The sequence below is a fragment of the Streptomyces spiramenti genome (assembly GCF_012034385.1).
Classification (GTDB): Bacteria; Actinomycetota; Actinomycetes; order Streptomycetales; family Streptomycetaceae; genus Streptomyces; species Streptomyces spiramenti.
The window spans coordinates 1-14,393 of record NZ_JAAVJB010000130.1; the positions used below are offsets into that span (position 1 = coordinate 1).

The window sequence follows — 14,393 nt, forward strand, 5'->3', positions numbered from 1 at the left end:
CCGGCGCGACCTCGCCGGAGGTGCCCGGCACGTAGCCGTGGACCGGACCGGACACGCAGCGCACCGGCCGCGACCGGTCCGGCCCCGGGACGACCCGGCCGGACCGCTCCGCCCGTCCCCGCCGCGCGTTCGGACCTCGGCACGTTGCGGTACCGGCGGCCGGTGCCAGAGTGGGGAGGGCCAACGCGGCGGGCGGCACCGGAAGCGGTGCGGCGCGACGCGGTCGGACACCGGCGAGCGGAGGGCAGAGTATGGGGCAGCGAGCCGAAGGATCAGCACGGGATCACGCCCTGGCCGTCCTGCGGGTGCGGAACTGGTTCCTCGCCGTCGCGATGCTGCCCGCCGCCGGCGCCGCGCTCGCCGTGGCCGCCGTGGCCAACGGGCACCTCGCCGCGGGCTGGACCCCGCTCCGGTGGGCGGCGGTCGCCGCCGTCGGGCTGCTCTCGGTCGCCGCGCTGCTGGTCGCAGCCACCATCGCCCGGTCCCGGCCTCCCGTCACCCCGACGCTGCCGGTGCCCGAGCGCTCCGCGCCGGCCCTGTACGCGCTGATAGCCGATCTCGCGGACCGCCTCGACGTCCCCGCCCCCAGCGGTATCGCCCTGACGCCGGACTGCGACAGCTGGCTGGAGGAACCGCCCCGCCGCGGCGGGGCGGCCCGGGAGGGCGCCCCCGCGCCCTTCGCCGCCGACCCGGCGGGCTCGGGCCGTCCGGCGCCGGTGCTGGTCATCGGCTCCCCGTTCCTGTGGTGGCTGCGCACCCCGGAGCTGCGCGCGCTGCTCGCGCCGGTCGTCGCCGGTACCGGCCCCTCCCGGCATCCCGACATCGCCGCCGCCCGGCGCTGCATCCGCGGCCTCGACGCCGCCGCGGGCGCGGCCCCCGGGACGAACCGGCTGCGCCGCCCGTTGACCGCCTGCGCGGCGGCGGTGGCCCGCGCCGTGCTGCGGCGTGTGGGCAGCCACGCCACGGAGATGGAGCGCGGGGTGGCCGCGGCGGCCTCCGCCCGCGCCCGCCACGTCGACCCGGCCCTCCGCCAGGCGGCCCAGGAGCAGGTCGGCCTCGCCTTCGCCGGGTGGGACCGCCTGCTGACGCGGGTCGCGCTCCCGGCCTGGCGCCTCGGCAGGTGGCCCGGTCGGCTCAACGCCGGTGTCGTCTCCTCCCTCACCGAACTCTCCCGCCGCGACCGACTGGCCGACGGCTTCACCGAACGGCTCGGTGAGCGCCCCGCCTGCGACCTCCTCGAAGACCCCGGCGGCGTGGACCGCGAGGTGTCGCTGCTGGCGGCCCGCCTCTTCCACGGCCCGCCGCCCGCCGGGCCCGGCGCCTCCGCCCCCTCCTGGGAGGCGGTCGACTGGGCGGCCTACCCGGCGCAGATCGTGGACCGGCTGTGGCGGGAGCGGGCCGGGCGACTGGCCGTGGCGCTCGGCGCCGTCGAGACCCGCACGCACGGCACCGACCGGGCCCCGGCGCTCGGCGCGGTACTCCTCCGCCTCGCCTCCGACGACGGCGACTTCACGGACGCGCTCGCCGCCCGGCTCGCGGCGGCGACCGCCCGCGCGGAGCACGAGGCCGAACCGGTGACACCGGCCAGCAGCATCGCCGCGGCCCCGCTCGCCTTTCCCGCTCCGCCGCCGCCCAGCGGCCGGGAGCTTCTCGCCCAGCACGTCGCGGCGGCCGTCTGCCGCACGGTGGTGGACACCGCGGGGGGCGCGCCGGCGCTGGACTGGCTCGACGGCCCCGTCCTGACCGTGGACGGTGAACGCGCTCCGGACCTCTCCGACCCGGTCCTCGCCCTCGTGGACGAGGGCGACCCCGAGCCGCTGCGCGGCTGGCTGGCCGAGGTCGGGGTGCACTCGGAGAAGCTGGTACGGCGTGTCTGACCTCCGCGTCCGCGCGCGGTGCGAACCGCCGCCCGGAGCCGCCGCCGGGCGCCGGCGCGTGCGGTGGGAGCGCGCAGTCGGGAGCCGCCGGACGCCGCGCGCCCGGAGCACGTTGCTCCGGAGTGTGACGGGGGCGCGCGGGCGCGTGGTGATGTGCGGACCAGGCGGGCGGGGCTCACGCGCGAGCCCCGCGAATCACCCGTAAGTGACCAGAACGCCATGTAGTGGGCTGTCCCGTCGGTGACCGACGGCAAAGCATTGACCAGGTGAACGACCAGCGGTGATGACCCGCTAGCAATATGTGATGTGCTGGTCATGACGACGGCCGGGTGGGGTCGTCGACCCCGGGGGAGCCGGGCCGGCCGGGCGGCGCGACGAGGGAGGGGCGTGTCGGTGAACACGGATCAGAGTCGGCGCTGGGAGTCCGGGGCCCTGGCCCACGCGGTCTCCGACCCGTTCGGCCAGGGCCCGCTGCCCTGGCTGCGCCGGACGGAGACCTACCGCGACGGCGGACGCACGCCGGTCGCCTGGTACGCGGACCCGGGCATCGCCGGACTGGGCGACACCGCGTCCGTCCCCGCGCAGCGGGACCCCCGGAGCGACGGCTCCCGCGACAGCGGCCCGCGCACCCCGGACGACGAGCACTGCCAGATCAAGGGGTTCACCCCCAACTGCGTGGTGGAGCCGGGGCAGCACATCGACTTCCGGGTGACGCTGGACCCGCCGCAGGACTTCAGCATCGACATCTACCGCATCGGGCACGCCGGCGGCCACGGCGCCGAACTGCTCGTGCGGAGTCCGCAGCTCAGCGGTACAAGACAGCCCTCCCCGATGGTCGCCGACCGTACCGTCTCCTGCCACCACTGGTGGCTGTCCTGGCGGCACCAGGTCTCGCCCGCCTGGCGCCCCGGCGCCCACGTCGCGGTACTGACCACCGGGGACGGCAACTACCGCTCCCACATCCCCTTCACTGTCCGAGACCAGCGCCCGGCCGATCTGCTGCTGGTGCTGCCGGACATCACCTGGCAGGCGTACAACCTCTTCCCCGAGGACGGCCGCACCGGCGCCAGCCTCTACCACGCCTGGGACGAGGAGGGCCGGTTGCTCGGCGAGTCCGGCGCCGCCACCACCGTCTCCTTCGACCGGCCGTACGCGGGCGCCGGTCTGCCGCTGCACGTCGGCCACGCCTACGACGTGATCCGCTGGGCCGAGCGGATGGGGTACGAGCTCTCGTACGCCACCGCGCGCGACCTGCACTCCGGTTGGGTCGACCCCACCCGCTACCGAGGCATCGTCTTCCCCGGCCACGACGAGTACTGGTCGGTCCCGATGCGCCGCGCGGTCGAGCAGGCCCGTGACCTCGGCACCTCACTGGTGTTCCTCTCCGCCAACTCCATGTACTGGAAAGTCGAGTTGGGGCCGCTGCCCTCCGGCGACCGGGACCGCCTGCTGACCTGCCGCAAACGCCGTGGCCCGGGACGGCCCGCGCGGTGGCGCGATCAGGGCGAGGCCGAACAGCAGCTCCTCGGCGTCCAGTACGCCGGTCGCGTCCCGCGCCCCAGCCCGCTCATCGTCCGCAACGCGGGCCACTGGCTGTGGGACAAGACCGGCGCGGGGGAGGGGACCGCCCTCCCCGGCCTGGTCGCCGGGGAGGCCGACCGCTACCACCCGCGCGTTCCGCTGCCCGCCCACGAGGAGCGGGTCCTGCTCGCCCACTCCCCGTACCAGGACGACAGCGGCACCCGCCGCCATCAGGAGACCTCGCTCTACCGCACCCGCAGCGGGGCGTGGGTCTTCGCCTCGGGCACCTTCGCCTGGTCCCCGGCGCTCGACCGCCCCGGCCACCAGGACCACCGCATCCAGCAGGCCACCGCCAACCTCCTCGACCGCATCTGCGACCCCGACCGCGACTGACGTGACCGCCGTGGCGCTGTGCCCTCGCGAGCCCCGCCGACGCGACCTCACCTCGCCCGTCAGCGGCACCGATCAGCGGTACCGATCAGCGGCACCGACAGCGCCGCGCCGGTGCCGCTTCGACCGCCGACCGGGGCCCCGGAGCGGCGGAGGGTTCGGGGTCGAGACGTACCGGGCGGGCGGAGAGCGAGTAGAGCACCTCGACCTCGCCGAGTCCGCGAATCCGCTCGACATCGCGGGCGTTGGCACTGACCGGGTGACCGTCGCGCAGCGCCCGGCGCTGAACGGCGTGGAAGTCCGTGTCCCTCGCCCAGTCGCGGAACACCTGGCCGGGGTGCTCACGCTGGGGTTCCTCAGCGGGTGGGCGCGCCCCCGTCCCCCGCTCACGGCCGGGGTGCGGGGCGAGGGCCGTCGCCAGGCGGAGGCCCTGCCGTCGCAGCCAGTCGAGAGCCGCGTCGGGGCTCGCCGCCCAGCAGCCGCCCAGGTACCAGTCGCGGCCCGCGTCCGGGCTGCGCACCACGGTCTCGCACCAGTAGCCGTCCACCGGCCTCCGGCGCTCTTCGGCGCGACGGATCGCCTGCGTCATCGGCCTTCTCCTGTACGGGACCCCGGCGCCGGTGGCTCCTGCAGTCGCAGTTTCGCGAGGTGTTCGTCGATGGCGCGGGCCAACGCCGCGCTCCTGTCGAGCAGTTCCGACAGCGCCACGTCCTCCACGGCGATCGCCGGGGACTCGGCGTTCCCCTCGGTCACCGGTGGCCACCGGTCGTGTTCCGGAGCGCGTGGCGAACGGTTGTGGGCGCCCCGGCTCGCGTTTCGTTCTGCGCCATTTCTTCTCCCACCAGATCGGTTGCACTATGTCGATTTGGCACTGCGGAGAGTGTCGGGGCCAATAGCATCAAGACTCTTGAACGGCGGAGGGCAAGCTTGTGGCCTGCGGGGACGCCGCCAGAGGTCGAGAAACTGGAGGTGAGGCCGGGTGGGTGACGCACTCGACGAGGAGCGCTTGAACCCGTTGCAGCGGTTCGGTCAGGACGTCAAGCAGGTACGGCTCGGCAGGAAGCTGACCCAGATGCAGCTCGGGCGCGCCGCGGGCTACAGCGAGGGGTACGTCAGCAAGGTCGAGTCCGGGAAGCTACTGCCGCTGCCCAGTCAACGGTTCGCGCAGGGCTGCGACGTCGCGTTCGGCACCAACGGCCTCTTCTCGGATCTCCTCCGCAGGATCGACGAGGGCGACCACCCGAGTTGGTTCCTGCCGTACCTCCAACTCGAACGCCGCGCGACGCGGATCATGTACTACACGGCGAACCTCGTCACGGGCATCGTGCAGACCGAGGAGTACGCGCGGGCGGTCTTCAGAGCCGCGCATCCGCGCAGCGACTCCGAGGCGATCGAAGCCAAGGCCGCAGCAAGAATGCGACGTCGCGAGGTATTCGAGACCGACGAGCCCCCGCTGGTCTGGATCATCCTCTTCGAGGCAGGACTGCGAACTGTCGTGGGCGGTCCGGAGACCATGGCCGGACAGATCGAGTACCTGTTGCGGTCCGTTCAGTCGCCGCATGTCCGGTTGCAGGTTCTCCCGTTCTCCGCCGGGGCGCCCGCAGCCCACATGAAGCCGTACACCCTGCTCCAGTTCAGAGACGGCCCCGGCGTGCTCTACATGGAGACGAGACTGGGCGGTCGGATGCACGACTCCGCAGACGCCTTCGCTTCGGCGCTCGATGACTATGATCTGTTGAGAGCACACGCGCTGTCACCCGACGCCTCAGTGACCCTCATGAAGTCTCTTCTGAAGGAGTACCGCGCATGAGCGCCACGCATCATCATGCAGTCGTGCAGTGGATACGGTCGTCCTACAGCGACGGCAGCGGCGGAGAGTGCGTGGAGTTCTCGCGCGGCTCCGTTCCGATGTCGGTGCCTGTGCGGGACTCCAAGGACGCGGCCGGTGCCGTGCTGACCTTCTCGCCCGCCGGCTGGTCGGCCTTCACCTCTGCTGTGCGGCGGCAGACGCTCTCCGACTGACGGCCCGCAGTCAGGGCGCAGGTACTCACTCCGGGCACGGCGCCGGTCGCACCGTTCTGAGTATCCGCGCGCTGACCCGCGGCCACGGCCTCGCCCTAGCGTCGCGGCCATGGAAGAGACGGACACGAAGACCGGTCGGCGCCCGGTGCGAGCGCGCGACATCGGCCTGGCGGTGGTGGCGCTGGTGCTGCTCGCCGGCGCGTGGGGCTGCGCGCGGCTGTGGGACGGCCCACCGGTTCCGCGCGGGGACGTGCGGGAGACCACCGGCCGGATGCAGAGCGCGCTTCAGACGGCGTACGACGTCGTCGGGCACGACGGCGAGGTTCCGGAGGTCCGTCTCCGCGCGTCGCAGTGCTACGAGACCGGCGGCAAGGCGATGCACAAACGACTGGACCCCGGAGTGCACGAGATGGCGGCCGAGTGGTCGGTCTCCGTGACGGCGCAGCGGCCGGACGTGACCCTGCGCCGGGTCACGGAGGCGCTGCGTGCGGCCGGTTGGTCGCACCCGCCGGAGAAGCGCCGAGCGGACGAGCAGAGCGCGCACCTCCGCCAGGGCGCCGAGGAACTGACGCTCTGGGCCCGCCCGGCGAGCGACCTCGACACCGACCCCGTGCCCGACACGGGCGGCGTGCCCCAGCCCGATACCGCGACCGACGCTCTCCACCGGCCCGACACGGCGGCGCTCGACGTGGACCGTGCGTACGACCCCGGAGCCTCCATCGGCGAGCGGTGGATCGTGTCCGTCGCGGTCCGGTCGAGCTGTGCCCGGCAGGAGGAGCCGGCGCGCGACGCGCTCCCCCTGCTCGCGCCTCCGACGCCGGAGGAGGCCGAGAGGCTGTGGTGACCTCGTCCCGCGGCGCGGCCCGACGCCCTCCGCGCCGGGCTCCCGGGGGAGAATGACCGGTGACAGCGTTCCCGTGCCCCTGAAGGAGAAGTCGTGCCCGGATTCGTGACAGTGCCTGAGCCCGCCGAGGTCCCGGGGTTGGTGCACCTGCACACCGGCAAGGTCCGGGACCTGTACCGCAACGAGGCCGGCGAGCTGATCATGGTCGCCAGTGACCGGGTCTCCGCCTTCGACTGGGTGCTGCCCACCGTCATCCCCGACAAGGGCCGCATCCTCACCGAGCTGTCGCTGTGGTGGTTCGAGCGGCTGGCGCACATCGCCCCCGGCCACGTCCTCTCCACCGACGTGCCCGCGGGGGCGCCGGCGGAGTGGGCCGGGCGGGTCACCGTCTGCCGTCCGCTGCGCATGGCGCCGGTCGAGTGCGTGGCACGCGGCTACCTCACCGGCTCGGTGCTGGAGGAGTACCGCCGCGACCGCACCATCTGCGGCGTCATGCTGCCGGAGGGTCTCCAGGACGGCTCCGAGATCCCCACCACGATCTTCACCCCGTCGACCAAGGCCGACGTGGGCGAGCACGACGAGAACGTCACCTACGAGGAGATCGCCCGCAAGGTGGGAGCCGGGGAGGCCGCCCAACTGCGGCAGACCACCGTCGCGCTCTACAACCACGCCCGCGACATCGCACGGGAGCGGGGCATCATCCTCGCCGACACCAAGTTCGAGTTCGGCTGGGCGCAGGGCGGCGGTACCCAGGAGGGCGAGGACGACGCCCTGTACCTCGCGGACGAGGTGCTGACGCCGGACTCCTCCCGCTTCTGGGCCCGCGACGAGTGGCAGCCCGGCCGGGCGCAGTTCTCCTACGACAAGCAGTTCATCCGGGACTGGCTGAACTCGCCCGAGTCGGGCTGGGACCGCAGCAGCGACACCCCGCCGCCGGAGCTGCCGGAGAACATCGTGGCGCAGACCCGCGAGCGCTACCTGGAGGCGTACCGCCTGCTGACCGGGCACGACTTCGCCTGACGGGGCCGGCCGCCGAAGGCCGTCCCGCGACGGGCCGTCCCTCGAAGGGCCGTCCCTCGAACGGTCGGTGACGAACGGCGGGCCCCCACCTACGGGCTGGCCCGCCGTTCGTCATGCCCGGCTCGGATGCCCCGCCCCCGCGTGCAGGCGGGCCCCGCCGTCACACCGGTGCGGGCTCGCCCTCCTCCGGAGCGGTCCCCGCGCCCCCGTCCTCCCGGCAGCCCTCCGCCGCCTCCCTGCCGTTCGGGCCGCCTTCCGCCCCGCCTCCGGCCCCGTCGCCAGCCCCGCCGTTGGGGCCGCGGAAGGTCGCCCGGTAGGCGGTGGGGGAGACCCCGACCGCCGCGTGCAGCTGCTGCCGCAGCGCCACCGCCGTGCCGAACCCCGCCCGCGCGGCCACGGCCTCCACCGGCAGGTCCGTCTCCTCCAGCAACTGCCGCGCCCGCGCCACTCGCTGGCCGATCAGCCAGCGCAGCGGCGGCATGCCGGTCTCGTCCCGGAACCGCCGGCTGAACGCCCGGACGCTCAACGACTCGCACGCCGCCAGCCGGCCCACGGTGATCGGCTCCGCCAGGTGCTCCAGCGCCCAGGCCCGTGCCGCGGCCGTGCCGCGGGCGTGCGTCTCCGGCACCGGGCGGCGGACGAACTGCGCCTGCCCGCCCTCCCGGTACGGCGGCACCACCGCCGCGCGAGCCACCTCGTTGGTGACGGCGGCGCCGTGGTCCTCCCGAAGCAGGTGGAGGCAGAGATCGATCCCGGCCGCGCACCCCGCCGACGTCAGGACCTCCCGGCCCGCGTCGACGCTGTGGGTGAAGAGCACGTCCGGATCGAGGACGACGCGGGGGAAGAGCCGCCGGAACCGGTCTGTGTACCGCCAGTGGGTCGTCGCCCGGTGGCCGTCCAGCAGCCCCGCCGCCGCCAGCACGAAGGCGCCGGTGCAGATCGAGGCGACGCGGGCGCCTGGCGGGATGCGGGCGAACGCCGCCGCCAGCTCGCGCGGCAACGCGGTGCCGGAGCGGTCGTAGTCCTCGTGGGAGGAGAGCACCACGGCCGTGTCGGCCGTCGCCAGCGCCTCCGGACCGTTGCGGACCAGCAGGCCGAAGTCACCGTCGGTGCGCAGCTCGCCCGGCCGGAGTGCGCAGGTCACCACCTCGTACAGCCGCCTGCCGTCGCCGGTCGCCCTGGCGCTGCCGAACAGCTGGTGCACGATGCCGAGTTCGATGGGCAGGTTGTCGTCCCGGACGAGGACCACCACGCGGTGCGGGCGGTCCGCCTCGTGCTCGGTGTCGTCGGCCCCGTCCGAATGATGCGGTGTGCCCCGCTCCGACCTCATGTCGCCAGTGTTCCACCCGAAGCGCGCGAGGAGGGGGCGTGGCCGTCCGATGCGCACGCTCGAAGGCAGTGCCGCCCGACTCGGGCCGTGAACGACGAAGGCCCGGTCCGTGAGGACCGGGCCTTCTGCTGAGCGGACGACCAGGTTCGAACTGGCGACCTCAACCTTGGCAAGGTTGCGCTCTACCAACTGAGCTACGTCCGCGTGCCCCGTGCTCGCGCCCGGTGCAGAAGCAACTATACCCCCCGCCGGCCAGTGCTCCCGCCACCCGGTCAGGGGCCTGGGCGGGCCCGGCGAGGGGCCCGCCGCCGTCGGAACGTCGCCTCAGATCCAGCCGTTCTCCCGCGCTATCCGCACCGCCGCGTGTCGGTTGTCCGCCTGGAGCTTGGCGACGGCGGCCGAGAGGTAGTTGCGCACGGTCCCCGCCGCGAGCGCCGCGCGTTCGGCGATCTCCGCGATCGGGGCGCCGTCCGCCGCGAGTTCCAGCAGCTCCGCCTCGCGGGTCGTCAACGGGGAGTCCCCCGAGCTGATGGCGTCGGCGGCCAGGTCCGGGTCGACGAACCGCTGCCCGGCATGGACGGAGCGGATGATCTCCGCGAGGCGCTGCGCGGAGACCGTCTTCGGCATGAACCCGCGGACCCCGGCCGCCAGCGCACGCTTGAGGTGCCCGGGGCGACCGTGGCCGGTCACGATCATGGTGCGGCAGGACGGCAGCTCCGCGCGGATCGCCGTGGCGACCGCCACGCCGTCCGCCCCCGGCATCTGGAGGTCGAGCACCGCCACGTCCGGCCGGTGCGCCTGCGCCATCGCCACCGCCTCGGGGCCACTGGCCGCCTCGGCGACGACCGCCAGGTCCTCCTCCAACGCCAGGAGCGCCGCCACCGCGCCCCGGATGAGGTGTTCGTCGTCGGCGAGCAGCACCCGGATCGGCCTCACGGCGCCGCCGCTCGCGCCGCCCGTACCACCGCCCCCGCCACTGTCCGCACCGTCGCCACTGCCGGTCCCGCCGTCAGACCGTCGCGTCATCGTTTCGCTCCCCTTCCGTCCGGCCCTCGCCGCCGTCCTCCGCGACCTCACCGTCGCCCGCCCGGCCACGGCCGGGCCCCGCCGAGCCGTCCGCACTCTCCGCCTGCCCCGCCGCGTCCGGGGACGGCATCGGGACCCGCCCGACCAGCACGAACGTCCCGTCCTTTCCCGCCTCCGCCGTCACGGTGCCGCCCACCGACGCGAGCCGTTCGGCCAACCCCGTCAGCCCGGACCCCGAGGAGGTGCCGTCCGCGGCGTCCACCGGGGCGCCGTTGTTCTCCATGGTCAGCACGGCGGTCGGCCGCCGGGCCGCCGTCCGCTCCGGTTCGCTCTGCGCCGCCGGGACGCGTCGGGCGCCCAGCCCGAGGCGTCCGCGGCGGGGCGCCTCCCGTTCCTCCCCGCCCTCGCCGGGGGAGGTGCGGAGCTCCAGCCGCAGCGTGCAGCGGGTCGCCTCGCTGTGACGCAGCACGTTGGTCGCGCCCTCCCGGACCACCCAGCCGAGCGCCTCCGACACCTCGCGGGGCAGCGCGGTCGAGGGGACGGGCGCCACCGTGCAGCGGATACCGGCGGCCTCCAGCACGCCGCGCGCACCCGCGATCTCCGCGTTGAGATCGGCGACCCGGTACCCGCGGAGCACCGCGCGCATCTCCCGCTGCGACTCGTGGGCGATCCGCTGCACCTCCGCCATCTGCTCACCGGCGGCGGCGGAGCCTCGCTGAGCGAGCTGCACCGCCAGCTCGCTCTTCAGCGCGATGACGGACAGGTTGCGGCCCAGGACGTCGTGCATGTCGCGGCCGAACCGCAGCCGCTCCTCCGCGACGGCGAGTCGCGACTGCGTCTCGCGGGCGGCGTGCAGCTCCTCCATCACCCGCAGAATCCACCCCGAGCTGCGGAAGGTGAAACCGACGAACGCGCAGCCTCCCAGGGTCCACAGGACCGCCGTCAGGAAGTCGTCGCCCGTGACGTCCAGCGCCATCAGCGACAGCCACGCCACAGCCGCCGGCAGCGCGGTCGTGGCGATGCCCCGCCAGAGCGAGGGCAGCAGCAGCGCCGGGCCGGCGAAGAACATCGGGAACCAGGCGAGGGTGACCGCCGCTTCGGTGTTGGTCCTGCCCGTCGCCACCAGGATCAGCCCGTAGGCGACCGCGACCAGCGTCAGCGCCAGCAACAGGTTGAACAAGCGGGACGGCCAGGGCGTGCCGTCGACGTAGGATTCCAACGCGCGGTGCCCGGTGACCACGGTCAGTGCCATGTGGGACCAGCCGATGGCGAGCAGCAGCAGCCGCGCCGGGAGCTCCGCGAGGTCCGCGATGGCGAAGAACCACACGCCGACCAGCCACACCTCGGTGAAGTAGAAGATGAACAGCGCGGAGTAGGTGTAGTGCCGGACGTGCACCCGGCTTCCCTTGCCCTGGTAGCGCCTCAGCGCCGACAACGCCTGCTGCACGTCTGCTCCTCGCTAGTGGTCTCCCGCCGCCGGGCCCGTCGTGGCGCCCGCAGCTGTCGCCCCCCGGACCTCGGGGCCGCCGTAGGGCGTCTGCCCGCCGCACGGCCCGGCAACGGGTCGGTCGCCCGCATGCCGGAACGGCTCCGGGGGACCGGGGTCCGCCGGAGCCGTCGCGGGCGCCGCGTTCACTGCCGCGGATCCCAGCGGAACCAGCGGCGCACGGCGTAGCCTGCCAGGGCCGTCCACGCGATGGCCAGCAGCAGGGCCCGCGTGACGTCGCCGCCGCCGGCGTCCAGCCATCCGGCCCGCACCAGGTCCATGACCGGGGTGAACGGCATGATCCGGAAGATGTCCGCCATGGCGTCCGGCAGCGTGTCCAGCTGGGTGATCATGCCGGAAGTCATCATCGCGATGAGGAACAGCGGCAGCGCGGTGATCTGCGCGCTCTCCACGGTACGGGTGAACGCCGAGGTGACGATCGCCATGAGGACCATCATCAGCATGCCGAGGACGACGCCCACGACCAGCAGGTCGGGCCGGACGGGGGCCGACAGCGAGGGGTGGGCGGAGCCGACCCCGATGAGGACCGCGCACTGGATCAGCGCGAGCAGCACGGCGGGGACCGCGGTGCCGGTGAGGATCTCCGCGTCGGTCGCCTCGCCGGTGCGCAGCCGCTTCAGGACGCGCTCCTCGCGCCGTCCGACGTAGGCGGGGATCAGCGTGGAGTAGACCGCCATCAGCAGCACCATGCCGATGGCGCTGGTGCCGATGACCGCCGCCACCGACAGGTTGCCGTCGCCGAGGCCGAGGGTGTCGCCGAGGGTGAGGAGGAAGCCGACCATGAGGAGCGGCATCAGCAGGGCGCCGAAGAGGGCCGAGCGGTTCCGCACCAGCAGGGTCAGTTCGGCGCGGCTCAGCGCGCCGAGCCGGCGCAGCGTGGTCCTGTCCGGCATCCGCCGCTTGGCGGCGGGCGTCCCGGTCGCCGGGGGCGTGGTGTTCGGGCGGTCGGTCGAGGGCTGCTGGGTCGTGGCACTCATCACAGGGCCCCTTCGTACTGCGGCTGCTGCCGGGCGATGTCGAGGAAGGCCTCCTCCAGGGAGGCGGTGCGGGCGTTGAGCTGGTCGAGGGCGACACCGTTCTGGCGGGCCCACAGCAGCAGCTCGGCGAGGTCGTCCTGGAGGTTCTGGGTGCGGATCTCGATCCGGTCGACGTACTCGGCCGCGCGCAGCGTCACCGGCAGGTGGGCCGGCGCCACCCCGGCCGGGAGCCGGAACGTGATGCGGCTGGGCTGCTGCGCCGTGACCTCGGCCGGGGTGCCGGCGTGGACGATGCGTCCCTCGTGCATGATCGCCAGCCGGTCGGCCAGCTTCTCGGCCTCGTCGAGGTAGTGCGTGGTCAGCATGATCGAGGTGCCGCTGTCGCGGAGCCGCCGGATCAGCGCCCACGTCTGCTGGCGGGCCTCGGGGTCCAGCCCGGTGGTCGGCTCGTCGAGGAAGAGGACCTCGGGGTAGCCGAGGAGCGCCATCGCGAGGTCGAGGCGGCGGCGCTCGCCGCCGGACAGCATCTTCACCCGGGTGGAGGCACGGTCCTCCATGTCGACCATCTCCAGTGCCTCCTGGATCGGCCGGGGCTCGCTGACGCAGCCGGACCACATGCGGGCGGTCTCGGTGACGGTCAGGTCGGAGGGGAAGCCGCCCTCCTGGAGCATGATCCCGATCCGGGGGCGGACGGCGGCGCGGTCGGTCAGCGGGTCCATGCCCAGGACGCTGACCGTGCCGGCGGTGGGGGCCGCCAGGCCCTCCAGCACCTCGACCGTGGAGGTCTTGCCGGCGCCGTTGGTCCCCAGCAGCGCGAAGACCTCGCCCCGGCGGACCGAGAAGTCCAACCCGCGGACGGCTTCGAACCCCTTGCCGTCGTCCCCGCCGCGCTTCCGCCCGAGAGCGGCCCCGGCGATCCCGGTGCCCTTCTTCTTGGCCCCGGCCGCCGAGCCGCCGCCTCCGTAGCGCCGTCGCAGCCCCGTCACTTCGATCACGTGCTCAGTCATGACTCAACCTTCGCGTCACCGGGCCCCCGGCGGCAGTGCGCCGTGTCATGAGCTCGCATGACAAATGTCAGGAGGTCACAGCCGTGGGGTGCCGTCCTGGCGTGCGGAGGGCGCGGGAGCGGTGCGCGTGCGACGGCGAGCGGCCGGGGGTGTGCGGCCGGGGGTGTGCGGGAACGACGAAGGCCCGGTCCGTGAGGACCGGGCCTTCGTCACCGAGCGGACGACCAGGTTCGAACTGGCGACCTCAACCTTGGCAAGGTTGCGCTCTACCAACTGAGCTACGTCCGCGCGTTCCCGCCAGGAGCGGGAACCCGTCGGTCTTGGTGACCGGGTGCCGGTGTCCCGTCCCCGGAGGGACGGGACCGGCGAACCGGAGCGGGCGACAGGAATTGCACACTGCGCCTCCCCTTTGGAAAAGGGGCGCTCTACTACTGAGCTACGCCCGCATGGAATCCACCGAGATGGAAACCGGGTGTTGGTCTGTGCGACCGGGATCGACGGATCGCTCCCTGAGAAGCTTTCCGGCGAACCGGAGCGGGCGACAGGAATTGCACACTGCGCCTCCCCTTTGGAAAAGGGGCGCTCTACTACTGAGCTACGCCCGCACGACCCCGGGTGGCTCGGCATTTCTGCCTTGCCCCTCGCGGCGTGTTCCAGACTCTAGCCGATCACCCGGGGTGGATGGCAAGTCGAGGCCGCTCAGGGGCTGTCGGGCATTCGCGGACCGTCCCGACCGGGCCCGCACGGCGCGTTGCCCGGAGGTCGCGCCGGGAGGCTCCGCCGGGGTGCGCGGGGCGTGCGAACGCGCCCGGCCCGGCACCGGGGCGCCGACGGGCGGACGCCGATCGACACCGGCCGGTCGGAGCCCGCCC

At 73.8% G+C, this 14,393-nt stretch carries 13 protein-coding genes and 4 tRNA genes; 6 read left to right on the plus strand and 11 right to left on the minus strand.

Annotation, left to right across the window (positions count from 1 at the left end):
* The first annotated feature begins 251 nt into the window (after positions 1-251).
* Entirely contained in the window at positions 252-1,877 is a 1,626-nt protein-coding gene (locus HCJ92_RS15530; RefSeq protein WP_167934192.1) for a M48 family metalloprotease, read from the plus strand.
* A 393-nt stretch (positions 1,878-2,270) separates the two neighbouring features.
* The gene (locus tag HCJ92_RS15535; RefSeq protein WP_167934193.1) at positions 2,271-3,791 is read left to right on the plus strand and encodes a N,N-dimethylformamidase beta subunit family domain-containing protein; all 1,521 of its coding nucleotides are present in this window, start codon (positions 2,271-2,273) and stop codon (positions 3,789-3,791) included.
* 85 nt (positions 3,792-3,876) lie between these two features.
* Here the strand turns inward: HCJ92_RS15535 and HCJ92_RS15540 are convergent, their stop codons facing one another.
* Positions 3,877-4,377, minus strand: coding sequence for a hypothetical protein (locus tag HCJ92_RS15540; RefSeq protein ID WP_167934194.1), 501 nt, complete (start codon positions 4,375-4,377; stop codon positions 3,877-3,879).
* The gene (locus tag HCJ92_RS15545) at positions 4,374-4,541 is read right to left on the minus strand and encodes a hypothetical protein (protein WP_167934195.1); all 168 of its coding nucleotides are present in this window, start codon (positions 4,539-4,541) and stop codon (positions 4,374-4,376) included. Before HCJ92_RS15545 ends, HCJ92_RS15540 begins: the two co-directional genes overlap by 4 nt.
* Before the next feature lie 226 nt (positions 4,542-4,767).
* On the opposite strand from HCJ92_RS15545, the gene HCJ92_RS15550 reads away from it, so the two are divergent.
* The 4 genes from HCJ92_RS15550 to HCJ92_RS15565 all read left to right on the plus strand — a co-directional run bounded on the left by HCJ92_RS15550 (position 4,768) and on the right by HCJ92_RS15565 (position 7,674).
* Positions 4,768-5,598, plus strand: coding sequence for a Scr1 family TA system antitoxin-like transcriptional regulator (locus HCJ92_RS15550; RefSeq protein ID WP_167934196.1), 831 nt, complete (start codon positions 4,768-4,770; stop codon positions 5,596-5,598).
* A complete protein-coding gene (locus HCJ92_RS15555) occupies positions 5,595-5,810 on the plus strand; it encodes a DUF397 domain-containing protein (RefSeq protein WP_167934197.1) in 216 nt (71 codons plus the stop codon). The genes HCJ92_RS15550 and HCJ92_RS15555 overlap by 4 nt, the downstream gene beginning before the upstream one ends.
* Before the next feature lie 109 nt (positions 5,811-5,919).
* Positions 5,920-6,654 carry a hypothetical protein gene (locus HCJ92_RS15560; RefSeq protein WP_167934198.1) on the plus strand — a complete coding sequence of 245 codons (735 nt, stop codon included), beginning with the start codon at positions 5,920-5,922 and terminating at the stop codon, positions 6,652-6,654.
* A 93-nt stretch (positions 6,655-6,747) separates the two neighbouring features.
* Entirely contained in the window at positions 6,748-7,674 is a 927-nt protein-coding gene (locus HCJ92_RS15565; RefSeq protein WP_167934199.1) for a phosphoribosylaminoimidazolesuccinocarboxamide synthase, read from the plus strand.
* 160 nt (positions 7,675-7,834) lie between these two features.
* Here the strand turns inward: HCJ92_RS15565 and HCJ92_RS15570 are convergent, their stop codons facing one another.
* The 9 genes from HCJ92_RS15570 to HCJ92_RS15610 all read right to left on the minus strand — a co-directional run bounded on the left by HCJ92_RS15570 (position 7,835) and on the right by HCJ92_RS15610 (position 14,126).
* Positions 7,835-9,004 carry a GlxA family transcriptional regulator gene (locus HCJ92_RS15570; RefSeq protein ID WP_167934200.1) on the minus strand — a complete coding sequence of 390 codons (1,170 nt, stop codon included), beginning with the start codon at positions 9,002-9,004 and terminating at the stop codon, positions 7,835-7,837.
* A gap of 131 nt (positions 9,005-9,135) precedes the next feature.
* A tRNA-Gly gene (locus tag HCJ92_RS15575) sits at positions 9,136-9,208 on the minus strand.
* Between the two features lie 120 nt (positions 9,209-9,328).
* Positions 9,329-9,931 carry a response regulator gene (locus tag HCJ92_RS15580; protein ID WP_338054197.1) on the minus strand — a complete coding sequence of 201 codons (603 nt, stop codon included), beginning with the start codon at positions 9,929-9,931 and terminating at the stop codon, positions 9,329-9,331.
* Positions 9,932-10,013: 82 nt separating this feature from the next.
* Positions 10,014-11,477 carry a sensor histidine kinase gene (locus HCJ92_RS25010; RefSeq protein WP_338054195.1) on the minus strand — a complete coding sequence of 488 codons (1,464 nt, stop codon included), beginning with the start codon at positions 11,475-11,477 and terminating at the stop codon, positions 10,014-10,016.
* A gap of 185 nt (positions 11,478-11,662) precedes the next feature.
* Positions 11,663-12,514, minus strand: a complete 852-nt coding sequence (locus HCJ92_RS15590; protein WP_338054196.1) for an ABC transporter permease — start codon at positions 12,512-12,514, stop codon at positions 11,663-11,665.
* A complete protein-coding gene (locus HCJ92_RS15595) occupies positions 12,514-13,521 on the minus strand; it encodes an ABC transporter ATP-binding protein (protein WP_167934202.1) in 1,008 nt (335 codons plus the stop codon). Before HCJ92_RS15595 ends, HCJ92_RS15590 begins: the two co-directional genes overlap by 1 nt.
* Before the next feature lie 215 nt (positions 13,522-13,736).
* Positions 13,737-13,809, minus strand: a tRNA-Gly gene (locus HCJ92_RS15600).
* Between the two features lie 86 nt (positions 13,810-13,895).
* Positions 13,896-13,967 (minus strand) — tRNA-Gly (locus tag HCJ92_RS15605).
* Positions 13,968-14,054: 87 nt separating this feature from the next.
* Positions 14,055-14,126 (minus strand) — tRNA-Gly (locus tag HCJ92_RS15610).
* Positions 14,127-14,393 lie beyond the last annotated feature (267 nt).